The following is a 23,128-nucleotide window of genomic DNA, read 5'->3' on the forward strand; positions in this document are numbered from 1 at the left end:
TGCGTGTTCACAGATCACAGAGATCTGTTGGCTGAACGGGCAAATCGCGAATGAATTCGCTCCCACAGGGGAGATGTGCTGAGAGGAACGGCTGTGCATCTTTCAGGCAATCGAAACGGTCATCGTCGTATGTGCAATTGAGCTGGGTCTGTGGGAGCGAATTCATTCGCGATGCGTGTTCACAGATCACAGAGATCTGTTGGCTGAACGGGCAAATCGCGAATGAATTCGCTCCCACAGGTGATATGTGTTGATAGAGAGGTTGTGAATGTCTCAAGCAATTGAAACGGTCATCGTCGGACCCGCAACCGGCGTCGGCGGCAGTCGGCCGCTGGGGTTTGTCGGGCTTGGCCACTTGCGTCCCGGTCTATGGGCGGCCGGACTGTTCGTGGTGTTGCTGGTGATTGCATCCACGGTGCCGCAAATGCTCGCACCCTACGATCCGCTGGATGCCACCGCGCGTCTGGCCTTTCAGCAACCCAACGCCATTCACTGGCTGGGCACCGACGAAAACGGTCGCGATGTGCTCAGCCGCTTGATCTACGGCGTGCGTTCGTCGCTATTCATGGGCCTGGCCGCCACCGCGCTGGGACTGGCCTGGGGCACGTTGCTGGGGTTGATTTCAGGCCTCGGGCCGCGCTGGCTGGACGCTGTCATCATGCGTGGTATCGATGTGCTGCTGGCCTTTCCCGACCTGTTGCTGGCGCTGGTAATTATCACTTTCTTCGGTCAGGGCACCGCCAATCTGATTCTCGCCGTCGGCATTGCCGGGGTGCCGCGTTATGCGCGGCTGGTGCGGGCGCAAACCCTGAATGTACGCAATGCCGGCTACGTGGAGGCCGCCGTGACCCTGGGTCAATCCCAGCTGGCCGTGGTGCTGCGACACGTCCTGCCCAACGCCTTCAAACCGGTGCTGATCCTGGCCACCATCGGCATTGGCGGGACCATCACCGCTGGGGCTGCCTTGAGCTTTCTCGGCTTTGGCGCACCGCCACCTGCCCCCGAGTGGGGCGCGATGATGGCCATCGGTCGCAGCTTTCTGGCCAATGCGCCGTGGCTGGTGGCCTGGCCAGCACTCAGCATCACCCTCACCGTTGTTTCCATCAGTGCCATCGGCCGCGAACTCTTGCGCCGCAGCGAAGGAAAACCCCTATGAACGCGAACATCCAGCCCCTCGGGCCGTTGGTTGATATCCGTGAACTGAACGTACGTTTCGGTCACGCCGAGCCCGTGCTGCATGGCGTGAGCCTGCAAATCCATCGCGGCGAATGCCTGGCGCTGGTGGGTGAATCCGGTTCCGGCAAGAGCGTCACGGCGCGCACACTGGCCGGGCTCACCGGCAAGGGCGCTCAAATCAATGCCGCGAAACTGGCGTTTCAGGGCGTCGATTTACGAGAACTCGACGAGCGCTCCTGGCAGCGTTTGCGCGGTGCGAGCATCGGCTTCGTCATGCAGGACGCACTGGGCGCGCTGGACCCACTGCGTCGAGTCGGCGCGGAAGTCGAAGAGCCGCTGCAACTGCACACCAGGCTTGGTTCGGAGGCGCGTCGCTTGCGCGTTTTGCAACTGCTGCGTGACGTGGGTATTCCAGAACCGGAACTGCGTGCCAGCCAGTACCCCTGGCAGCTCTCAGGCGGCCTGCGCCAGCGCGCCCTGATCGCTTCGGCCATCGCCTGCAACCCGCGTCTGATCATCGCCGATGAACCGACCACCGCACTGGATGCCACGGTTCAGGCGCAGGTAATCGCACTGCTGGAAAGCCTGCGCGGTGAGGACAACGCACTGTTGATGGTCAGCCACGATCTGTCGGTGGTGTCACGTCTGGCCGATCGGGTGGCGGTCATGCGCCATGGTGTGATTGTCGAGCAGGGCACCACGGAACAGGTGCTGCAAGACCCGCGACACCCCTATACCCAATTGTTGTTGCGCGCCGCCCGCGCCGTGCATTTCCAGCCCGAACGCAGGGTGCTCACCGCTGTGGCGCCCGACCCGCAGCCCGAGGGTGAGGTGCTGCTGGAAGCCAAGGGCTTGAGCAAGTCCTTCGTCGGCCCTGACGGCCGCAAACGCACGGTGCTCAACCAGGTGTCGTTGCAGTTGCGTCGTGGCGAAACCCTGGGTGTGGTCGGCGAGTCGGGATCGGGCAAGACCACATTGACCCGCCTGATACTCGGTCTGGAAACCGCCGACGCTGGTGATGTCTGGGTCGCCGGGCAGCAATGGTCGACCCTGGATGCCAAGGAGAAACGCCAGGCGCGCAAAGCGGTGCAAGTGGTGTTTCAGGACCCGCTGAACTCGTTCGACCCCCGTTACACCGTGCAACGGGTGCTGTTCGAAGCGCTGGCCGTGGCCGGGCTGCCGCGCCGAGACTGGCGGAGCAGGGCGTTGCAATTACTGGAACTGGTACGTCTTGATGCCAGCGTCCTGTCGCGCCGCCCGATCGAGCTGTCCGGCGGCCAGCGTCAGCGCATCGCCATCGCCCGCACCCTGGCCTGCGAGCCGCAAATCCTGATCTGCGATGAGCCGGTGTCGGCCCTGGATGTTTCGGTGCAGGCCCAGATTCTTGAGCTGCTGGATGACCTGAAACAGCGTCTGGGGCTGGCGTGCCTGTTCATTTCCCACGACCTGGGGGTGATCAATCATGTCAGTGACCGGGTATTGGTCATGAAGGATGGCGAAGTGGTGGAGTCGGGCTCCGTGCGGGCTGTATTCGATCGGCCAGTCCATGCCTACACCCGGGCGCTGATCGCAGCGATTCCGACGCTGGACGCTCGACACGAACCGACCGAGTTCTACCTGCAAGTGGCTATCTGAGGCCCCAACTGACAAAGGAGTGTTCGCAGTGCCCAAGCAGCTGCACGTCAACCTGTTCGAGATGAACTGCGTGAGCCACATCGTTCACGGTCTGTGGGTGCATCCAGAGAACAACCGGCACCGTTTCAACGATCTGGATTACTGGACCGAACTTGCGCAATTGCTGGAATACGGCACCTTCGACGGGGTATTTCTCGCCGATGTCATCGGCACCTATGACAAGTTCCGCGACGGGCCGGAAACGTCGTTGCGCGAGGGCATGCAAATCCCCAGCAATGATCCGCTGCTGGTGATTCCGGCGATGGCGGCGGTGACGAAAAACCTCGGTTTTGGCGCGACGTTTTCCACCACCTATGAGCCGCCCTTCGCGTTTGCGCGGCGCATGAGCACCCTCGATCACCTGACCAAGGGCCGCGTGGGCTGGAACATCGTCACCTCGTATCTGCCCAATGCCGCACGCAATTTCGGTCATGACACCGAGGTCGTTCACGATCATCGCTATGAGATCGCCGATGAGTACCTGGACGTGCTGTACAAGCTATGGGAAGGCTCGTGGGACGACGATGCGGTGATTCAGGACCGCGAGCGGCGGGTCTACACCGATCCGGCCAAGGTGCGTTATATCGATCACGTCGGCGAACACTTCAAGGTGGCCGGGCCGCACCTGTGCCAGCCCTCGCGGCAACGCACGCCGGTGCTGTTTCAGGCCACTGGCTCGCCCGCGGGCATCGAATTCGCCGGGCGTCACGCCGAAGTGGTCTTCACCGGCGGCATGGATACCGCAGCGGTGCGGGCCAATATCCAGGCCATGCGGCAGAAGGCGATCGCTCACGAGCGTGATCCGGCAGGCCTGAAATTCATCGTCATGGCCGGAGTGATCGTTGGGCGCACCGATGAGGAGGTCAGCAACAAGCTCGACAGCTATCGCAAGCTGACGAGCGTCGAGGCATCGCTGGCCCATGCCCAGGCGGCGGTGGATCTGACGGCCTACCCCAGGGACGTGCTGATCAGCGACTTGATCGAGCGTCAGGTCAAGGGCTGGCAGAGCCTGGCGCGTTTCAAACCGGAGGCCTCGGTCGGGTCGGTGTTGTCGCAGTTGGAAGGGTTCAATCGCGAGCGCTTCTTCGTTGCGGGGACGCCAAGTGTAGTGGCCGATGAAATCGAACGCTGGCTGGATGTGGATGGCATCGACGGGATCAACCTGCGTCAGTACCTATCGTTCGAAACCGCGCGGGATTTCATCGAACTGGTCATCCCGGAACTGCGCCGTCGTGGGCGTTTCCGCGAGTCCTACAATGACGGCGAAACGCTGCGCGAGCGTCTGTTCGGCGCAGGTCAGGCGCGATTGCCCAATGATCACTTCGGCGCGCGGTATCGAGATCCGGCCGCGCTGCGGGTGCCCGCGAAACCGTTGCGGTTTCCGGTTTGAAGCAGGCCTCCGTGGAACGCGATCAACTGACGATCAGACTCGCGCAAGTCGACGACGCGGCGCGCCTGGCGGACATCCATTTGCAGACCTGGCAAGCGGCCTACCGGGACTTGCTGTCGGCGCACTATCTGGACGGTTTGAGCGCAGGCGTCGAGCGGCGTACGGTTGCCCTCGGCGAAGCGATCGCCAGCCTCAAGTTCTCGGTGTGGGTCGCGGAGCAAAGCGGGCAGCTAGTGGCGTGGGCGTCCTTCGGCAGCAGTCGCGATGCCGACGCCGCGCCTTCGACCGGCGAGCTGCGTGCGATCAACCTGTTGCCCCAGGTCTGGTCGCAAGGTATTGGTCGCCAGTTGTGGCAAGAGGTTCGGCAACAATTGATCGCTGCAGGGTTCACCCAGGCGATAGTCTGGGTGATACAGGGTAATCAGCGGGCGCTGGGGTTTTATCAATCGGTTGGATTCGTACAAGAACCGAATACGGCCACGACCGTTGTTGAAAACGATGAGCCGTTGCCGTTGGTTCGTTATCGGGTAGAGCTCTGAAACCCGTGCTGCTACGAGTTGGCAGGGACGTCGATCCGCTTCTGCCGAAGGCGTAGGAGCAAGCTTGCTCGCGATCTGGCGCGAAGCGGCAGCAAAACCAGAGACCTCGGTTGTATCAGGTTCATCCCGTTAGACGTTCCTTCTGCTGCTCCGCCATCTGTTGCCTACCCAACAGTGGCCACACAGATTGTCGCCCTCATCATCCCGCAATACGCCGCGGCCCCGTATTCATTGGCCAAAAAAACGGCATGGCTTGTGCAACGGCCCTGTTCCCGGACTAAAGGCATCAGGACCCATGCGAGAACGCGCCCCGTACCCGCGACTTCCCGGCACACGCTGCCGGTCGTTGCTCAAACACACTCCCATCATCGGTATCGCTGTCCTGTGCGGCGTGCTGGTTGGCTGCGGCCAGGGCACGTCGACCGTTGCCCGCAGCGACAAACCAGTCAGCGGCGGTACGCTGGTGTATGCCACCGACCGCGAGCCCACTTGCCTTGATCCACACGTCGCCGGCGACATGCCACAGGTGTTCATCGGGCAACAGTATCTCGACTCGTTGGTGTCGATGGACAACGAGGGTCGTATCGGCCCCTGGCTAGCGAAAAGCTGGGAGGTATCCGATGACGGCCTGACCTACACCTTCCACCTGCGCAACGACGTGCACTTTACCGATGGCACGCCGTTCAATGCGGCCGCGGTCAAGGCCAACCTCGATCACATGGCCAACCCCAAGACCCAGTCCAGCACGGCAGGCGGTTACATTCGTCAATACCGCAGCACCGATGTGGTCGACAACGACACCGCCGTGATTCACCTGGCTACGCCCTACGCTGCCTTTCTCGAAGTGCTGGCCCAGGGTTTTCTGGGCATCGAATCGCCGACGGCGTTGCAGCGCCCACGGGATGTCAACTGCGAGAGCCCTGTGGGCAGCGGGCCTTTCAAGGTCGTGCGCTGGGATCGGCAGAGCCAGGTCGAGCTGGTGCGCAACCCCGATTACAACTCGGCGCCGCCGACCGCCAAACATCAGGGGCCAGCGTGGCTGGATCGCATCGTCTGGAAGTTCATCCAGGAGCCTTCCGTACGTTTCGCTTCGCTGCAGGCCGGTGAGGTCGATGTGATCGAGGCGTTGCCGCCCGAGTCTCATGAAGCGGCGCGGCGCAACCCTGACCTGCAACTGATCATCGCTCAGCGTCCGGGCAACCCCACCAATGGCACGATGAACATCACCCGCGAACCTTTCAATGACTTGAAAGTACGTGAAGCCTTCGTGCGCAGCGCCGACATCGATGGTGCGTTGAAAAGTGTGTACTTCAACGAATTCCCGCGCGCCGGTGGGCCGTTGAGCCCGGCCACGCGCTTCTACAGTCCGGACTTCCAGCACGCTCAGGATTACGACCCGGCCAAGGCAGCACAGCTGTTGGATCAGGCCGGCTGGACCCAACGCGACAGCGATGGCTACCGGACCAGGGGCGGCAAACGCCTGCAGGTCCACGTGGTAATGGGCAACCGCACGCCGCCCTCGGAATACACGCTCTGGGAACAGGTTCAGGCCACCACGCGCCAGGCCGGTTTCGAATTGATCATCGACCAAATGAGTGACGTGCAGGCCACCAAACGCCAGGCCGATTGGGATTACGACATCCGCCTGGGCTACTGGAATACCAACACCGCTGACGTGCTGCGGATCATCTTTGGCAGCGAGTTCATCAGCCCGGCGGGTGTGGGTGGGTATCACCAGAACACGGCCGGATTCAGCGATTCGACGTTCGACGGAGTGATGCAGCAAGCCTTGGCCACGCAGGACGCCGAGCAACGTCGTGCACTGTATTACCAGGCCCAGCAAATCGCTTCCAGCCAATACCTGCAGCTGACGACTTATCCGCAAAGCACGCGCCTGGGTATCTACAAGACAACCCAGGGTGTGCGCCTGGAGCCATCTCTGGCCGTGACTTACCTCTATGACGCCTGGGTGAACAAATGACGAGTGCATCATTGCGCAATGAACTGGCCAATCCTCGCCGTGACCGTTTACGACAGTTGGGACGTCGCGCTTTGTGGCGGCTGGCGGGCGGAGTGCTGGTTTTATGGGCGGTCGCCACGCTGACCTTCTTCGCACTACGGCTGATGCCCGGCGACCCGGTGCAGGCAATCCTCGGTGGCCCGAGCGGCAACCCGACTCCTGAAACCATCGCCGAAGCCACTCGAGAATACGGTCTGGACAAGCCACTGCCAGTGCAATACGCGCTGTATCTGGGGCGTCTGGTGCAAGGTGATCTCGGGGTGTCCTATTCCCAGCACCTGCCGGTGACCCGCGTGCTCGCCGAGCAATCATGGCCGACGCTGGAGCTGACAGTTACCTCGTTGGCGCTGGCCTGGCTGCTGGTCCTGGCACTGACCGTGCTGACGGCCGGGCGCCGGCGCTGGATCGGAAAGCTGGCGTCGCTGGCTGAAACCCTGTCCGCCGCATTGCCGCATTTCTGGCTGGGAATTGTGCTGTTGGCAGTGTTCGCCTTCGGTCTGAGGTTGTTCCCCCCTGCGGGTAGCGACGGCTGGCGAACGCTGGTACTGCCGTCGTTCGCCCTGGCAATCCCGCTCGCGGGCTTCATCGCCCAGGTCACTCGCGAATCGCTGGATCTGACCCTCGATCAACCGTTCGTACTCACCGCCAGAACCCGCGGTCTGAGTGATTTCAAAGTGCGCTTCAAACATGCGCTGCGTCACGCGGTGTTGCCCGGCATCTCGCTGTCGGGCTGGGCAATTGGCGCGCTGATCAGCGGTGCGGTGGTGATCGAAGTGATCTTTTCCCGCAAGGGCTTGGGCCGTCAGCTCTATCAGGCAGTACAGGCCCAGGATCTGCCACTGACCATCGGCATCAGCCTGGTGGTTGCCGCCAGTTATGTGCTGGCCAATATCCTCGTCGACCTGCTTTACCTGTGGATCGACCCTCGCCAACAGGGGAATGCGTGATGAGCGATTTGATTCTGGACACCCCGCTGCCCGCGCTTCGGATGCAGCGGACCTTGCGCACACTACGACCAGGACCATTTTTGGCCGTGGCCTTTCTGCTACTGGTGATCGTCGCGGCGCTGGTGCCGCAACTGTTCGCCCATAGCGATCCGCTGGCGATCATCCCGCGCGACGCCTTTCACCCGCCGAGTCTGCAGCACTGGTTCGGCACCGATCAGTCCGGCCGCGACATATTCTCCCGCGTGATCTACGGCACCCGGCAATCGCTGTTCATCGGCCTGGCGGCGACCGCCATCGCGATGAGTATCGCCATCGTTCTCGGTTTGCTCGGTGGCCTGGGCGGGGCCCGTGTCGATCGCGGCGTCGGTTGGTTGCTCGAAGTGCTGTTTGCTTTTCCCAGTCTGATTCTGGCGCTGCTGTTCGTGGCGATCTTCGGCAGCGGCATCGGCCCATTGATCGTCGCCACCGGTCTTGGCGGCGCGCCGGGTTATGCGCGGATGGTGCGCGGCCAGGTGCTGGCGGTGCGCAACGCGGGCTATATCGAGTCAGCCAGGGCGCTGGGGCATCCGCCGCTACGCATCATCACCCGCCAGCTGCTACCCAACGCCATGCGTCCGTTGATCGTGACCCTGACCATGGGCGTCGGTCAGGCCATCGTCTGGGCCTCGGCGCTGAGCTTCCTCGGTTTGGGGGCGCGCCCGCCGGCACCGGAGTGGGGAACCATGCTGTCCATGGGCCGTGACTTCATCGCCAATGCCTGGTGGCTGACGTTCTTCCCCGGCCTGTTCATTGTGCTGACGACGCTGTCGACCACCGTCGCCGGCCGCTACCTGCAACAACGTCTGGAGGGCCGCCTTTCATGAGCGAGCAGAAACGTTTGGTCGTCGAAGGGTTGTCCATCGAATTCGCCGGGCAGTCGGTGGTACGCAATCTGTCGTTCACCCTGGAGCCGGGCAAGACCCTGGCGCTGGTGGGCGAATCGGGTTCAGGCAAGAGCGTGACCGCCCGCAGCCTGATCGGTCTGGCGGGCGAGGGCGCGCGGGTCACGGCTCGTCGCTTGAGTTATGCCGGACGGGACCTACTGAGCCTGTCGGAACGTGGCTGGCGAGACCTGCGCGGCAAAGACATCGGCTTCGTGCTCCAGGACGCATTGGTGTCGCTGGACCCGCTGCGGCCGGTCGGCAAGGAAATCCTCGAAGTGCTGGAAACCCACCGCTGGGGCGACCGCAACAGCCGTGGCCAGCGGGTCATCGAGCTGCTGGAAACGGTGGGTGTCCCCGAGCCGCGATTGCGTGCACGGCAGCGTCCGGACCAACTGTCCGGCGGCTTGCGGCAACGGGCATTGATCGCCAGCGCCTTGGCCATGAATCCAGGGCTGGTGATTGCCGACGAACCGACGACTGCGCTCGATGCCACGGTTCAGGCGCAGATTCTCGACGTTTTGCAACAGATCAAGGCGCGCGGCGACTCGCTGCTGATCATCAGTCATGACCTTGCAGTGGTGGCGCAACTGGCTGATGAGGTGCTGGTGCTGCGTCACGGCGAAGTCGTCGAGCAGGGGCCGATGGAGCAGGTGCTGCGCAATCCCCGGCATGCCTACACCCGCTCGTTGCTCGATGCCGTGCCCGCCGAACATGCCCGGGGCACGCGGCTATCGCCTGAACTCAGTAACGTGCCCACAGGGCCGCGGGCAGGTGCCGAGTCGCCGGTATTGCTGACCGCCAACGATCTTGGCAAGCAGTATGTCGGGCCGGATCAGCAAGTCCGTCAGGTGGTGGACGGCGTCAGTTTCGAGCTTCGTGCCGGTCGCACGCTGGGGATCGTCGGTGAGTCAGGATCCGGCAAGACTACCGTGGCGCGGATCACTCTGGGCCTGCTGGAACCGGATGCCGGTCATGTGCAGTTTCTGCAGCTGCCGTGGACTGCAGCGGGGCGTGGACGGGTCGAGGAGAAGAGTCGCCGGTTGCATCGCCGTGACATCAGCGTGATCTACCAGGATCCACTCAGCTCGTTCGATCCGCGCTGGAGCGTCGGGCAGATTCTCGCTGATGCGCTGGACGTGGCCGGTATCCCGTTCGAGCAACAACGACCACGCATCGCCCAGTTGCTGCACCAAGTGCGCCTTCCGGTGGAGCTGTCCACCAGACGCCCCTTGCAACTGTCGGGCGGCCAGCGTCAGCGGGTAGCGATTGCCCGGGCCATCGCCAGCAACCCGAAAGTCATCATTTGCGATGAGCCGGTGTCGGCCCTCGACGTATCGGTCCAGGCCCAGGTGCTGGACCTGTTGGCGGATCTGCAGGCGTCGCTGGGTCTGGCGTATCTGTTCATTTCCCATGATCTGGGGGTGATTCGCCACGTCAGCGACGAGGTGCTGGTGATGCGCCACGGCAAGGTCGTTGAAAGCGCGAGCGTGGAAAGTCTCTTTGAAAACCCACAGCACGAGTACACCCGCAGGCTGCTGGGCGCGGTTCCGCGCCTGCCTGGCGCAGGAAGCAAGCTGGTCGTGCCTCCCGTGGAACCGGAAAGCGCCGTGCTGCTGTTTGATGAATCCCGACTGTGGAAAATCGCCATTTAAGTTCGAATGCCGAACAAGGAACTGTCATGAGTACGTTGTCCGCTGTAGCCAAATCCGCTGTACCCGATTCTGCTGTATCCGGCGCCGTCACGGTGCAAGAGCTCAATGCCCGGCTAGACCGCCTGTTGCCCGAAATTGCCGCCGGTGCCGCACAACGCGAGCGTGATCGGCAATTGCCCTACGAGGCCGTGGCGCAGATCGCCAAGGCCGGGCTGTTTACCGCGCGTATACCGACGCGATACGGCGGCGCAGGCGGCTCGGTCAAGGACGTAATCGGGCTGCTGATCCGCATTGCTTCGGCGGATTCCAACGTGGCCCAGGCGCTGCGTCCGGGTTTCGGCTTTGTCGAAGGGCTGCTCGCCTCGCGAGCCGAGGGTGCCGAAGCCGAACGCCAGCGTTGGTTCGAACGCTATCTGCAAGGCGCAGTAGTGGGCAACGCCGGTTGGGAAATCGGTGGCGCCAACGGTTCGATCAGCGCCCGTATCGTGCGTGACGGCGAGCACTATCGGGCGACCGGCAGCAAGTATTACAGCACCGGATCGCTGTATGCCGATTGGGTGAGCGCAGTGGCGCTGGATGAAAACGAGCAACCGGTTTCGTTCATTCTGCCGCGCGATCGCAAGGGCCTGGAGTTGCTGGACGACTTCGACGCCATGGGCCAGCGCCTGACCGCCAGCGGCACCACCCACCTGCATGATGTGGTGGTCTATGCCGACGAAATCCGCACCCGGACCGTGGAGGAGGGCAAGCGCACGATCGTCACGCCATTCCTGCAGGTATTCCTGGCATCGGTGAACGCCGGTGTTGCGCGCAATGCGCTGAATGACGCAGTGACCTTCGCCAATGAGTTCGCGCGGCCGATCAAGCACAGCACGGCCACGCGGTCGGTGGACGATCCATACGTGGAGCTGAGTGTCGGCGATATTTCGGCCCGCGCGTTTACCGCCGAGGCCGTGGTGTTGCATGCCGCCGAATCGATTGATCGGGCGTGGGCAGCCGATCTGGACGCAGTGGCGGTGGATCAGGCCGCGGTTGATGTAGCCCAGGCGCAATACATTGCCGCCGAGTCGGCGCTCAAGGCAGCGGAATTGGTGTTCGATGTGGGCGGGGCGTCGACCACCGGCCGCGCGCACAACCTGGATCGCCACTGGCGCAATGCGCGGACCGTGTCCAACCACAATCCCCGGCACTGGAAAGCGGCCGCGGTAGGCGCCTGGCAGCTGAAAGGCACGCCGCCGCCGAAGTCGGGGTTGTTTTAACCGCTTGCCCCATCCCTGTAGCAGGACGAGCTTGCCAGCGGTGGCGTCATGGAAATCGCCGCCGCCGGCAAGCCAAGCTGCCATTCACAATCAACCAGAGCATTGCGCCACTCCATGGGCATTAATCAAGGCATCGGCAGCCAGACCGACAACAACGCCGCAACGCTGATCGACACCCGCTCCACCGAAAAATCGGTTGCCACCCATCTACGTCGGATCCCGATGATCATCGGCTGTGCCTTGTTCATGGAGCTGATCGACGCCACCGCCGTGCTCACCGCATTGCCGCAGATGGCGCGGGATTTTGCCGAGCCCAGCGTGCGCATGAATCTGGTGGTTTCGCTGTACCTGCTGGCGGTGGCGTTGTTCGTGCCGGTCAGTGGTTGGGCTGCCGACCGTTTCGGGCCCAGGCGCGTGTTCATCAGCGCCATTGTGTTGTTCACCTTGGCGTCGGTGGCCTGTGCCTGCTCGGGTTCGCTGTTGCAGCTGTCACTGGCGCGCCTGGCCCAAGGCGCGGCGGGGGCGATGATGGTGCCGGTGGGGCAGGTCATCCTGCTGCGTTGGTCGGCCCGAGAAAACCTGCTGCGAGCCATGTCCTACCTGACCATCCCGGCATTGATCGGACCCATCCTCGGACCGCCTTTGGGTGGTTTGCTGGTAACCCTGCTGTCGTGGCAATGGATATTTTTGATCAACCTCCCCATCGGTGTACTTGGGGTGCTGCTGGTGCTGCGTTATATCCCGGACTATCCCGGCGCTCACCGCCAGCCGTTGGATGTCACCGGCTTTGCGCTCAGTGGCGGCGGCCTGGCCGGGCTGGTGTTCGGTTTCGAAGCCTTCGGCCACGGTTTGCTGCCAACACCATGGGCGCTGCTGTTGATTGCCCTGGGGATAGTGAGCGGGGTGGGATATGTGTGGCATGCCCGGCGCGCCAGCCACCCACTGATTGACCTGTCGCTGCTGCGCATCCCGACCTTTTCCGTGACGTTCTGGGGCGGCAACCTGATGCGTATCGGCAGCGCCTCACAGCCCTTTTTACTGGTGTTGCTGTTTCAGCTGTGTTTTGGCCTCAATCCACTGCAGGCCGGATTGCTCAGCTTCGTCGGCGGCGCCGGTGCGTTTCTGATGAAGCTGCTGGCTGTACGTATCGTCAGCCGTTTCGGCTTCAAGCGCACACTGATCGGTAACGCAGTGCTGACCGGCCTCACCCTGGCCGCGACCGGCATGTTCGATATCGCCACGCCGTACTGGCTGGTGGTAGTCGTGCTGTTCGCCAGCGGCATCATTCGCTCGTTGCAATTCAGCACCCTCGGCGCGCTGACCTTTGCCGATGTGCCGCCGGAGCAATCCAGCGGCGCCAGCAGCCTGTCGGCGATGAGCATTCAGCTGACCATGAGCCTGTCGGTAGGCGTAGCGGCGGCCTTGCTTAGCCTGATCATGTCCCTGCGGGAGCACTCGGCGATTGCACAAAGTGACGTGGCGCTGGTCATGAGCCTGGCCGGCGCGCTGTGCATCTTATCGGCGCTGGTCTATCGCAGACTCTCGCCGACTGCAGGCGCGGCCGTGTATGCCGCACGTGCCCGCTAAGCTGTTGGCTATGCGACAGGGATTGCACAACCAGTGTCGCGGATTGCACTTTTCATCCTTCAGATGCCGATTGCAGCGCTGTAAAACCTGACGTTCACGGCTGGCATGATTCGTGAAATGCCTCTTGAAAGCAGAAACATCACATCAACCGTCAGGGAGACCCTTTGATGATTCGTCCGGCTCAGCCACAGGATGCAGCGGCCATTGCGCAAGTGCATGTGCGCAGCTGGCAGCAGGCGTACCGCGACCTCATACCCGCCGATTACCTGGCGTCGCTGGACGCTACTGTGCAGCGTCGCGCCGAGCTTTGGCGCGATTCAATCGAGAAAGGCGAGCCGCAGGTATTGGTGGCGCTGCAGGACGAGCAGGCGGTTGGCTGGATTGCCTTCGGTCAAAGCCGCGATGAACACGCCACGCCTGGTATCAGCGCGCAGGTGCAAGCGCTTTACGTACTGGCTGAGCATTGGGGAAGCGGAGTTGGTCGATTGCTTTGGCTCAAGGCCCGTCAGCATCTGATCGACCAGGGTTTCCGGTCCGTGACGCTATGGGTACTGGCGCAAAACGATCGGGCGATACGCTTCTACCGCAACGCCGGGTTTTCGCCGCAAGACGCATCGGTCCGCGCCATCAGCCGCGGCGGTCGGACGCTAGAGGAGATCCGCTACCACTCGAACCTTTGAAAACAGCGGCATCGAAACACGGTCTAGACCGGGCACCCGCTTTGCCCATCCTTTGCCTGAAAGCTGCGCGGCCACAGGCGTCATTCAGGAACGTTATCTACTCATGAGCTCGTCTTTTTCATCCTTTGCGCCACGTGACCGCCGGTTACGCAGCTGGAACGTCCAGCAGCTGCCGTCGACGCCCGCCGCCTTCGTGCGTTTTTTTATCGGCAACTTCAAGGGTTGGTATCTGGCCATCCTGCTGCTGCAAATCGCAGCCGTGGTCTGCACGATTCTCATTCCCTGGGGATTGGGGCAGATCACGCGTACCGTCAGCAATGGTCTGGATGCGCAAAAAGCGTTTGCAGTACTGCAATGGCCGCTGACGTTGTTTGCGGTCTTGCTGGTCTGTGAGGTGCTGTTCACGCGGGCGGCAGCGGGTTGTCATATCCATGTCCTGCCGCTGCAACGGCGCACCGTGACCCATGTGGTGTATGCCTACCTGCAACAGCATTCCCACCGTTTCATCAGCAACGAATTCGCCGGGGCGCTGGCCCACCGGGTGTCCGAAGTGGCGCTGGGCGTCAACCAGACGCTGAGCATTCTGTTGTTCGATCTCATTCCACTGCTGGTCACCCTGAGCCTGGCCACGGTCTTGCTGTGGACCGCGTCGCCGTTGATGGCGGTGTTCATGGCAGCCTGGTCGGCGATGTTTATCGGTGTCTGCTACCTGCTGGCGCGGCGCAGCCATCCGCTGGCGCAGCAGTATTCGGCCGCGCGCAGCACCAGTTCGGGCAAGGTGGTGGATGCGGTGTCCAATCTGGCCAACATTCGCTTGTTCGCGCGTCATGCCTTCGAGCACACCTATTTGGGCAAGTTTCTCGACAAGGAAGTCGCCGCTGCCTACCGCTCGTTGGGCTACATGGAGAAAATCCGCTGGTTCCAGACCAGCTGTGGCGTGGTACTCAAACTCGGTCTGTTGCTTCTGGCTCTACAGCTGTGGCGCACTCAACGCATCGATATCGCTGCGTTCGTCATGTCCACCAGCCTGTCGTTGTTGATCATCAGCGACGTGGGCAACCTGTCGCGGCGCTTTCTGGAATTTTTCGAAGCGACGGGCAACATATCCAATGGCGTGCGCACATTGATTCGCCCCCACGAAGTCATCGACAACCCAGGCGCCAGGACTTTGCAGGTCACACGCGGGGATATCGAGTTTCGCGATGTGGGCTTCAGCTATGGCAGCGATCAAGCGATTTTCAAACACCTGAATATCGTGATTCCGGCGGGGCAGAAGGTCGGTTTGGTGGGGGCGTCAGGATCGGGTAAGTCGACGCTGCTGAGCCTGCTGCTGCGCCTGTATGACGTACAGAAAGGTCAGGTGCTGATCGATGGCGTGGACGTGCGCGAAGTCACCCAGCACTCGCTGCATCAACAGATCGGCCTGATCCCGCAGGAGCCGGGGCTGTTTCATCGCAGCATTCGCGAAAACATTCATTACGGGCGTCTGGATGCCTCGATGGACGAAGTGGCCGAGGCGATTCACCGGGCCGGTGCCAGCGAGTTCATCGACAGCATGGAGCACGGTTACGAATCGCTGGTGGGGGAGCGTGGCGTCAAGCTTTCAGGCGGCCAGCGCCAGCGCATCGCGATTGCTCGGGTGCTGCTCAAGAACGCGCCGATTCTGGTCATGGATGAGGCCACGTCGAGTCTGGACTCGATCACCGAGCGCTTCATTCAGGACAAGCTGGACGAGATCATGGAAGACAAGACGGTATTGGTGGTCGCGCACCGGCTGTCCACGGTTGCGCACCTGGACCGGATTCTGGTGTTCGACAAGGGGCGTGTGGTCGAGGACGGCAATCACCACCAATTGCTGCGCCTGGGCGGACAGTATGCCCAGCTGTGGAATCGCCAGTTCAGTAACGAGTTGGGCGAAGCGGTCTGATCGCAAGGTTGACACGCGGTGAGCAAAACCCGCCGCGTGCCAGCACGTTGATGAAAGGGGGTCAGATCGACAGGTGCAGAACGCGTTCGTCGGGAGAGGGTTTTGCCGAGCGACGCTTGTTGACTTTCAATTCGCCCAGGTTGATCAGCAGCGTGCGGGTGACGTTACGGCTCAGGCCCAACAACTCGGCGGTATGCACCTGATTGTGATGGCAGAACTTGTATGCGGCACTTAACAGGGTGCGCTCGACGTGCTCGTGCAGGTTGTCTATTTGCTCTTCGAACAGTCGATGCAGCGCCTGATCCAGCAGCCCCAGAGCGGATTCGTCGGTTCGCGGGCTTTCGTCCTGGCGCTCAATGCGCAGATTTGACATGCGCAGGTCGTCACTCTGAATCACCCCGTCACGGCAGATCAGTAACGTGTGGTGGATGACGTTTTCCAGTTCCCGAATATTGCCTGGCCAACTGTAGGACGCCAGCTTGTGCCTGGCGTCGGCGCTCAGGGTGATCTCCCCGTAGCTCAGACGTTTGCTGTAACTGGCGATGAAGTAATGCACCAGCGGGATGATGTCTCCGGGCCGTTCCCGCAACGGGCTGAGTTCCAGATTGACCACATTGAGACGGTAGAACAGGTCTTCGCGAAAGTGCCCGGCATTGATGGCTTTTTCCAGTTGTACGTTGGTCGCGGCCAACACCCGGACGTTGATCGGGATGCTCTTGCGCGAGCCGAGCCTGACCACTTCGCGTTCTTGCAACACGCGCAGCAACTTGACCTGAATCGACATGGGCAGGTCACCGATTTCGTCGAGAAACAGCGTCCCACCGTTGGCCTCCTCGAACCAGCCAGCCTTGGCGCTGAGTGCTCCGGTGAACGCACCTTTCTCGTGGCCGAACAGTTCGGCTTCCACCAGTGATTCAGAGAATGCACCGCAATTCACCGCCACGAAGGGTTGTGTCTTGCGCGCACTGAGATTATGGATGTGGCGGGCGACCAGTTCCTTGCCGGTGCCGGTTTCACCAATGATGAGCACGCTCGCCTCGCTGGGTGCGACCTGCTTCAGATGCTTGAGCAAGGCTTGAGATTTGGGGTCTTCGAACACTTGTGCCGTGGCACGGATCGAAGTGGCGAGAGCGGGCGAGGGCGGTAATGTCAGCAGTTGCATGATGATCCCTATGAGTAAAAAGTCGGGATGGGTAGGGTGCCGTTGAGAGCCCAGTCACCCAGTTCATGAAGTTTGTAATCCAGAGGGTCGTGCAGGCTCTGAGTGCGCAGGTTGCGCCAGTGTCTGTCGAGGGCCACCGAGGCGTGAGTGGCACGCGCGCCGGTGACCTCGAAGACCTTGCTACAGAGCTCCAGGCCATGGCGGCTGGCAGCGACCTTGGCGGTGGCGATGGCAATGGCGGTCTCGCCGCGTTCCTCAATGGTCAGCGCCGAACCCTTGGCCCAGGCTTCGTCCAGCACCCGCCCCGCACGCTCGACCAACAAACGCGTGCTTTCCAGCGCGACCCAGAAGTCGCCGTAGTGGCTGAGCACGTACGGATCCTGGGCGGTGTGCGTGGCGCTGGAGCGGAACCAGGGCCGGGTTTCTTCGCGGGTGTATTTACGCGCTTCTTCGAAGGCGCCTTCGGCGATGCCGAGGAAGATATTGGCGAAATGCAGCTGTGCGATCAGCGGGCGCAGGCAAGCGAAAGGCGTGCTGAGCGGACCTGGATCGAGCAGCAAATCGGACTCTTCGACCCTTACGCGCTTGAAGGTCACGCTGCCGCTGTCGGTCTGGCGCTGGCCCATGTTGTACCAGTCGTTGTGCAGCGTGATGCCGGTACGGCCGCTGGGGATCGCGGCGATCAGCAGCTTGCCACCTGCCGCTTCGTCCACGGCCGAGGCGATGAGCATTTCCGAGTCATTGGCACCGGAGCAGAAACTCTTCTGCCCGGAAAACTCGCGCCAGCCGCCGCGCCCCTTGACCACGGTGCGGGTGTCCAGAGGGTTGAGGGTGTTACCCCAGAACCAGTTGTTGCTGGCGGTGAGCTTGAACCAGGTCTGCCATTGCGAAGGTTTGGCGAACAGGCGGATGGTCGCCAGCATCAGGTGATGAAAGCCGAAGACATGGGCGATCGAGCTGTCGACCCTGGCAAATTCTCGCACCACCTCGAAGGTCTCCGACCAATTGGCATCCAGCCCGCCGAACTGGCCAGGAATGCTCAGGGACAGCAGCCCGCTGTTACGCAGCTTGTCCCGCTCAGCCTTGGGTGTGCCGCCGCGGGCATCGCGGTCGACGGCGGTTCGGGCGAATTCGCTCGCCAGTTCACGGGCGATTTCCAATGGCGCCTTGCGGGCGTTGAATTGCATGACAGTCACAGGAGGTCACCTCTTCCTTGTGTTGGTTTGAACTCGGAGCGATGGCGCGTCTCGGCGTTTCCAACGCACACATCTTTGTGGGAGCGAATTCATTCGCGATGCGGTGTTTCAGCCAATAATATCCGTCGCATGTATTGGCGCTTCGCGAATGAATTCGCTCCCACAGTTCGGTCGCGAGACCCGACTACTTCGCTGTGATCACCGACAATTTGGTTATCCCTGCCTTCTCGATCGAGGCCATGGCCCGCGCCACTTCGCCGTAATTCACGCCGTTGTCCGCCTGCAACTGCACGCGCACATCGGCGTTTTTGTCCTTGGCCGAACGCAGGTTGGTTTCCAGCAGGTCCGGCTGGATCTCATCCTTGTTGATGAACAACTTGCCCTTGTCGTCGATGCTCACCACCAGCGGATCTTTCTGTTCCACTGGCGCGACCGATTCGGTCTTGGGCAGGTTGATCGGGATGGAGTTGGTCAACAGCGGCGCCGTTACGATGAACACCACCAGCAGCACCAGCATCACGTCCACCAGCGGCGTGACGTTGATCTCGCTGAGGACTTCATCGCTGTCTTGTGTGGAAAAGGCCATCTCAGGACGCCTCCTTCACTTTCTGGCCCGCAACAGTCGCGCCCGATTTGTTCAGCACCGGATGCAACAACACGCGGAACGAGTTCTTCTGCGCCAGGCTGTAGAAGTCATGGGCGAAGTCGTCCAGATCCGCCGCGGTCAGCTTCAGACGACGCAGGTAGTAGTTGTAAACCAGCACCGCCGGCACCGCGACGGCGATACCGACGCCGGTGGCAACCAGCGCCGCACCAATCGGCCCTGCGACCGTTTCCAGGCTCGCCGAACCCGCCGCGCTGATGCCTTTGAGCGCCGACATGATCCCCCACACGGTCCCGAAAAGGCCGATGAAGGGCGAGGTGCTGCCGATACTGGCCAGGATCGCCAAACCGGTTTCCAGCGAACGGCGCTCACGTACGATCTGCTGCCGCAGAGCGCGTTCAAGACGATCCTGATGGTTGATCGCCTGGCTCAGATCGGCAGCCTGAGTACCTTCGGGTGCCTGCTGAATCGCGGCGTAACCGGCCAGCGCCACGCGAGCCGCAGCGCCTGGTTTGGTCTGCGCCAGTTCAGCCGCCGAATCCAGGCTCGACGCAGCCCAGAATTGCTTGTGGAATTTCTTGTCCTGGCCCTTGAGGCGGGCGAACTGCACTCCCTTGAGCAGGGCCAGACCCCAGGTGGCGATGGAGAAGACGATCAGCAGCCAGATAACGGCGCCTTCAATGGATTCGAATGGGGAAGCGATAACGTTCATGTGAGGTTCTCCAACAAGGCTAGAAATCGTTGTAGCGATGCGCCTTTTGTCAGGTGGCCCGCGGTGTCACGAATAGGGATTAAAGGGTGCTCAATTTTGAGAGTTACCGGAGTTTGAAATCGATTGGCACGCTGACCCAGCCGTCGACAGGGTCGTTGCCCTGCTTGGCCGGCACGAAGCTCCAGCGTTTGACCGCCGCTTGTGCCGCGTCGTCGAGCTGTTCGTGGCCGCTGCTTTTCTGGATCTGGATCTCGCTCGGCTTACCGGTGCCCAGCACATGCACCCGCAGCAACACGGTGCCTTCCCAGTTACGCCGCATCGCCAGCGCCGGATATTCCGGGGCGGGGTTATGCAGGTAGCCGGCGCTGGCCGAGGCCGGGGTGATCGGCGCCGGAGCCGGCGGCGCAGGCGGTGCCGGAGCTGCCACCGGTTGTGGTGGCGCGGGTGGCGCTGGGGGCTGCTCCACCGGTTTGGCGACCGGTTTGGGCACGGGTTTGACCACCGGCTTGGGCTTGGGAACCGGCTTGGGTGGCGGTGGTTTCACGGCCAACTCGTCTTCGACTGGCGGCGGTGGCTCGACCACGGGTTGTGGAATCGGCTCGGGCGGTGGCGGTGGTGTTTCGACCACAGGTGGCGCGGGCTGGGAAAACTCGATGGTCATCGGCGGAATTTCCGGCGGCACCACGGGCAGGACTGGAGTTGGCGAGCTGTTGACCCAGTAGATCACCGCGCCGTGCAGCACCAGAGCGAAGGCGCCGAGCAGCACGGCTTCGCGACGACTGAGGATGCGCCGAGGCGTAGTGTGCAAGCGGGACAGCGCCAATGGGCCGCGATAGACCCGGCCCAAGTCGAGCAACTCGCCGCCCGGCGCCTGACGCCAGAGCACGTCCAGTGCATTGGCGGTTTGGGCATTGGCCATTGATTTACTCCTGGCTATTGAACAAAACGGACATCAAGACAAAACGCGAATTGAAATTCCGAGGTCACGGCTCATGGGCTCACTTCACAGGAAGCGCATACACGAGACATATATCGTTTGAGCAAGAGCCATACCAAGTACCGATCGCCCGCAAAATAGGTCGTTTCAGCCCGCAGTAAGTGTAATGAGTTGTGGTGTGTGCATTTTTTTGTCAATCCGCTGTTGGAATAGGAACAGTCATCGTTATGAACAGTTGTGATTTGGCTATATGGGATCGCTTGGCTGTCCGTTGTACGGGCCTGTTCTCGTTTGAGCCAAGAAGACGCTTGTTAGAGAGGTTTTGCCAGCGATTCCTACAACTTGTTTTGCAGCATACGGAGTGGTTTAAACGTTGGATGGACGATAGCCTCCATCCAGCCAAGTTGCTCAACACTCAACTGTCGGTAAATCGACAGAGTGGCAACAAAGTGTCTGCGAGCGACGTCTTAAGTTCGCATATACACCCCTCGAAACAGGAAAAAGCACATGGCACGAACCCTGCTAAGTTGCTCTGGAGCGCGACTATACGAATAGATGCTCCAACTAACCTTTAACTTCAGGAGCGGTGATTTGATACGGCAAAAGTTTGATATGCGCGCTCGGCGCTTCGATTCACTGGCTCCGGCTTCCAGTCTGGGCGTGTTGTTGATGCTGGTCCACGGTGCTTGCTTCGCCGCTCAAGATCCCGCCGAACCGGCCCCGCAAGACCAGCGGCTTGCCACGGTGACAGTCACTGGCGCTTCCGCCAGCGAAGCGCAAAAAGCCGAAAGGGAACTGGCCAAAGTGCCCGGCAAGACCGCGGTCATTGATAACCACGAAATTGAAAAGGGCCGTGCCTCCAATGCCGAGGACGTGCTGGCATTACAGCCGGGCGTGTTCGCTCAGGCTACCAGCGGCTCAGCGGCCAACAAGATTTCGATTCGCGGCTCCGGCCTCAACACGTTTTATCAAGGTTACGTTCTGGGCATCAAATTCCTGTTCGACGGTCTACCGCTGACGGGCCCTGGCGGCACTCAGGAAGACATGCTCGACATGGCAGGTGTCGACCACACTGAAGTGCTGTATGGCGCCAATGCGTTTAATTATTCGGCGTTATCTCTGGGGGGCGCTATCAACTTCGTCAGCAAAACCGGGCGCACCGATCCGGGCAATTATGCGCGGTTCGAAGCTGGAAGTTACGGCTATCGCAAGCAAGTGTTGAGTACGGGCGGGGTGGAGGGTAACGCTGATTACTACGTCAGCCTGCAGCACAATGAACGCGATGGTTATCAGGACAACACGCCGAACAAAGGGCAGGGCATCGTCGCCAACTTCGGCTACGTTTTCAACCCGAAACTGGAAACCCGTTTCTTCTTGCGCTACCGGGAGGAAACCCTCAGCCAAGGCAATACGCTGACCAAATATCAGATCAAGCATGACCCCACCAGCAACCTTGTACCGTCTGGTCGCAAGAAGGATGGCACCACACTGCTGGGCAGCAAAACCACCTATACCTTCGATGACAACGCCAAACTGGAAGTGGGCCTGGGCTACAACGACTATCCCCTGTACAACGGCTGGCGTTACTCGGCCACGCCTCAGGACTGGCGCTCAAAGGACATCAACCTGACCTTGCGTTATTTGCGTACCGGCGACACTTTCCTCGGTTTCAACAGCGACAGCACCGCGACCTTCAGCACCACCCGCGCCTACCTCGCCGACGTGAAGTCGCACAGCAAGGCGACCAAGATCAAGCAGCAGGAAGCCAACTTCACTGGCTCGCGAGATACGGTGTTCTCGCTCGGCAACGAACTGCAACTGACAGACAACCTCTGGCTGTCCACCGGCCTGTCGTTCATCGACATCAAGCGCAAGGCCGAAATCGAATACACCACTGGCGTCAACACCACTGCTTTCCCCAATGGAGTGGAATATGAGGAACATGACACCGCACCGCGTATCGGTCTGCGCTATGAACTCACGCCAGAGTTCGAGTTGTTCGGCAACGTCAGCCGCTCCATCGACCCACCCGTCACCTGGCAACTGGGCAGTACCGGCACGCCCTATATTCGCGACGTACGCCCGCAGAAAGCCAATACGGTAGAGTTCGGCATTCGCGGCGGCCACGGCATTTTCGATGGCAGCCTGACGCTGTATCGCTCTTGGGTTCAGAAGGAGCTGCTCTCGGTCGTGGTGAGTCAGGCGACGGCAACTCAGGATCAACTGGTGGCGACCTCCAACGGCAGCCCGACCATTCACCAGGGTATCGAGGCCGGTCTGAACGCTCAGCTCTGGCAAGGGCAGAGCGGCGACACCGTCACCTTGCGTCAGGCCTACACCTACAACGACTTTCACTACCGCCATGACGCCACGTTCGGCGACAACGAACTGCCAGGGCTGCCACGCCAGGTCTATCAGGCGGAACTGGAGTACCGTCAGCCAAGTGGCTTCTACGCGCAGTTGAATGCGCGTGCCGCGTCGAGCTATTACGTGGACTTCGCCAACTCACTGGGCGCGCCGTCCTACACGCTCTGGGGGGCAAAGGTGGGTTATGAGGCGCCGAGCAAGAAGTGGGAAGTGTTCGTCGATGCGCGCAACCTGACCAACGAGCGCTACGCTACGGCGTCCAACACTGCGTACGATGCCAAAGGGCAGGATTCCGCGAACTTCTATCCAGGTGATCCGGTTAACGTGACCACCGGTGTTTCGTACCGTTTCTGACCTGATTGGGCAGGCTGCTCTG

18 protein-coding genes are annotated in these 23,128 nt (G+C 61.4%); 13 read left to right on the forward strand and 5 right to left on the reverse strand.

The annotated features are described in order from the left end of the window. The first annotated feature begins 268 nt into the window (after positions 1-268). The 12 genes from ACRER8_RS22945 (at position 269) to ACRER8_RS23000 (ending at position 15,774) form a co-directional block, all read left to right on the forward strand. Positions 269-1,156 carry an ABC transporter permease gene (locus ACRER8_RS22945; protein WP_431748476.1) on the forward strand — a complete coding sequence of 296 codons (888 nt, stop codon included), beginning with the start codon at positions 269-271 and terminating at the stop codon, positions 1,154-1,156. Further along, positions 1,153-2,811, forward strand: a complete 1,659-nt coding sequence (locus tag ACRER8_RS22950) for a dipeptide ABC transporter ATP-binding protein (protein WP_431748477.1) — start codon at positions 1,153-1,155, stop codon at positions 2,809-2,811. Before ACRER8_RS22945 ends, ACRER8_RS22950 begins: the two co-directional genes overlap by 4 nt. A 28-nt stretch (positions 2,812-2,839) precedes the next feature. After that, entirely contained in the window at positions 2,840-4,240 is a 1,401-nt protein-coding gene (locus tag ACRER8_RS22955) for an LLM class flavin-dependent oxidoreductase (RefSeq protein WP_431748478.1), read from the forward strand. Positions 4,241-4,251: 11 nt separating this feature from the next. Then, on the forward strand, positions 4,252-4,779 hold the full coding sequence (locus ACRER8_RS22960) for an N-acetyltransferase family protein (protein ID WP_431748479.1): 528 nt from the start codon (positions 4,252-4,254) through the stop codon (positions 4,777-4,779). Positions 4,780-5,074: 295 nt separating this feature from the next. Then, entirely contained in the window at positions 5,075-6,760 is a 1,686-nt protein-coding gene (locus ACRER8_RS22965) for an ABC transporter substrate-binding protein (protein WP_431748480.1), read from the forward strand. Continuing rightward, a complete protein-coding gene (locus ACRER8_RS22970; protein ID WP_431748481.1) occupies positions 6,757-7,746 on the forward strand; it encodes an ABC transporter permease in 990 nt (329 codons plus the stop codon). The genes ACRER8_RS22965 and ACRER8_RS22970 overlap by 4 nt, the downstream gene beginning before the upstream one ends. Beyond that, entirely contained in the window at positions 7,746-8,609 is an 864-nt protein-coding gene (locus tag ACRER8_RS22975; RefSeq protein WP_431748482.1) for an ABC transporter permease, read from the forward strand. The genes ACRER8_RS22970 and ACRER8_RS22975 overlap by 1 nt, the downstream gene beginning before the upstream one ends. Next, complete coding sequence (locus ACRER8_RS22980) at positions 8,606-10,321, forward strand: dipeptide ABC transporter ATP-binding protein (RefSeq protein ID WP_431748483.1); 1,716 nt, start codon at positions 8,606-8,608, stop codon at positions 10,319-10,321. Before ACRER8_RS22975 ends, ACRER8_RS22980 begins: the two co-directional genes overlap by 4 nt. A 26-nt stretch (positions 10,322-10,347) precedes the next feature. After that, entirely contained in the window at positions 10,348-11,580 is a 1,233-nt protein-coding gene (locus ACRER8_RS22985; protein ID WP_431748484.1) for an acyl-CoA dehydrogenase family protein, read from the forward strand. A gap of 222 nt (positions 11,581-11,802) precedes the next feature. After that, positions 11,803-13,167: an MFS transporter gene (locus ACRER8_RS22990; RefSeq protein WP_431748543.1), complete on the forward strand. Its 1,365-nt coding sequence runs from the start codon at positions 11,803-11,805 to the stop codon at positions 13,165-13,167. Positions 13,168-13,334: 167 nt separating this feature from the next. Next, complete coding sequence (locus ACRER8_RS22995) at positions 13,335-13,847, forward strand: N-acetyltransferase family protein (protein WP_431748485.1); 513 nt, start codon at positions 13,335-13,337, stop codon at positions 13,845-13,847. 103 nt (positions 13,848-13,950) lie between these two features. Beyond that, positions 13,951-15,774 (forward strand): ABC transporter ATP-binding protein, encoded by a 1,824-nt coding sequence (locus ACRER8_RS23000; RefSeq protein ID WP_431748486.1) that lies wholly within the window; start codon positions 13,951-13,953, stop codon positions 15,772-15,774. A gap of 61 nt (positions 15,775-15,835) precedes the next feature. On the opposite strand, the gene ACRER8_RS23005 is transcribed toward ACRER8_RS23000, so the two are convergent. The 5 genes from ACRER8_RS23005 to ACRER8_RS23025 form a co-directional block, all read right to left on the reverse strand. After that, positions 15,836-16,936: a sigma-54 interaction domain-containing protein gene (locus ACRER8_RS23005; RefSeq protein WP_431748487.1), complete on the reverse strand. Its 1,101-nt coding sequence runs from the start codon at positions 16,934-16,936 to the stop codon at positions 15,836-15,838. Between the two features lie 8 nt (positions 16,937-16,944). Continuing rightward, on the reverse strand, positions 16,945-18,123 hold the full coding sequence (locus tag ACRER8_RS23010) for an acyl-CoA dehydrogenase family protein (RefSeq protein ID WP_431748544.1): 1,179 nt from the start codon (positions 18,121-18,123) through the stop codon (positions 16,945-16,947). Between the two features lie 193 nt (positions 18,124-18,316). Beyond that, positions 18,317-18,718, reverse strand: a complete 402-nt coding sequence (locus ACRER8_RS23015) for an ExbD/TolR family protein (protein ID WP_431748488.1) — start codon at positions 18,716-18,718, stop codon at positions 18,317-18,319. Between the two features lies 1 nt (position 18,719). Next, positions 18,720-19,448 carry a MotA/TolQ/ExbB proton channel family protein gene (locus ACRER8_RS23020; protein ID WP_431748489.1) on the reverse strand — a complete coding sequence of 243 codons (729 nt, stop codon included), beginning with the start codon at positions 19,446-19,448 and terminating at the stop codon, positions 18,720-18,722. A 103-nt stretch (positions 19,449-19,551) separates the two neighbouring features. Then, complete coding sequence (locus tag ACRER8_RS23025) at positions 19,552-20,367, reverse strand: energy transducer TonB (protein WP_431748490.1); 816 nt, start codon at positions 20,365-20,367, stop codon at positions 19,552-19,554. A 630-nt stretch (positions 20,368-20,997) separates the two neighbouring features. Between ACRER8_RS23025 and ACRER8_RS23030 the strand changes: the two genes are divergently transcribed. Beyond that, entirely contained in the window at positions 20,998-23,106 is a 2,109-nt protein-coding gene (locus ACRER8_RS23030) for a TonB-dependent receptor family protein (protein WP_431748491.1), read from the forward strand. Positions 23,107-23,128: the final 22 nt, after the last annotated feature.

It is taken from the genome of Pseudomonas sp., assembly GCF_050739935.1.
In the GTDB taxonomy this organism is placed as follows: Bacteria; Pseudomonadota; Gammaproteobacteria; order Pseudomonadales; family Pseudomonadaceae; genus Aquipseudomonas.

Excerpts from the sequence above, each read along its gene's own strand:
- ACRER8_RS22945 (WP_431748476.1), top strand. The coding sequence starts at position 269 with ATGTCTCAAGCAATTGAAACGGTCATCGTCGGACCCGCAACCGGCGTC.
- ACRER8_RS23025 (WP_431748490.1), bottom strand. The coding sequence starts at position 20,367 with ATGGCCAATGCCCAAACCGCCAATGCACTGGACGTGCTCTGGCGTCAG.
- ACRER8_RS22985 (WP_431748484.1), top strand. The coding sequence starts at position 10,348 with ATGAGTACGTTGTCCGCTGTAGCCAAATCCGCTGTACCCGATTCTGCT.
- ACRER8_RS22995 (WP_431748485.1), top strand. The coding sequence starts at position 13,335 with ATGATTCGTCCGGCTCAGCCACAGGATGCAGCGGCCATTGCGCAAGTG.
- ACRER8_RS22965 (WP_431748480.1), top strand. The coding sequence starts at position 5,075 with ATGCGAGAACGCGCCCCGTACCCGCGACTTCCCGGCACACGCTGCCGG.
- ACRER8_RS22970 (WP_431748481.1), top strand. The coding sequence starts at position 6,757 with ATGACGAGTGCATCATTGCGCAATGAACTGGCCAATCCTCGCCGTGAC.
- ACRER8_RS22950 (WP_431748477.1), top strand. The coding sequence starts at position 1,153 with ATGAACGCGAACATCCAGCCCCTCGGGCCGTTGGTTGATATCCGTGAA.
- ACRER8_RS23015 (WP_431748488.1), bottom strand. The coding sequence starts at position 18,718 with ATGGCCTTTTCCACACAAGACAGCGATGAAGTCCTCAGCGAGATCAAC.
- ACRER8_RS23010 (WP_431748544.1), bottom strand. The coding sequence starts at position 18,123 with ATGCAATTCAACGCCCGCAAGGCGCCATTGGAAATCGCCCGTGAACTG.
- ACRER8_RS22990 (WP_431748543.1), top strand. The coding sequence starts at position 11,803 with ATGATCATCGGCTGTGCCTTGTTCATGGAGCTGATCGACGCCACCGCC.
- ACRER8_RS22975 (WP_431748482.1), top strand. The coding sequence starts at position 7,746 with ATGAGCGATTTGATTCTGGACACCCCGCTGCCCGCGCTTCGGATGCAG.
- ACRER8_RS23005 (WP_431748487.1), bottom strand. The coding sequence starts at position 16,936 with ATGCAACTGCTGACATTACCGCCCTCGCCCGCTCTCGCCACTTCGATC.
- ACRER8_RS22980 (WP_431748483.1), top strand. The coding sequence starts at position 8,606 with ATGAGCGAGCAGAAACGTTTGGTCGTCGAAGGGTTGTCCATCGAATTC.
- ACRER8_RS23000 (WP_431748486.1), top strand. The coding sequence starts at position 13,951 with ATGAGCTCGTCTTTTTCATCCTTTGCGCCACGTGACCGCCGGTTACGC.
- ACRER8_RS23030 (WP_431748491.1), top strand. The coding sequence starts at position 20,998 with ATGCGCGCTCGGCGCTTCGATTCACTGGCTCCGGCTTCCAGTCTGGGC.
- ACRER8_RS23020 (WP_431748489.1), bottom strand. The coding sequence starts at position 19,448 with ATGAACGTTATCGCTTCCCCATTCGAATCCATTGAAGGCGCCGTTATC.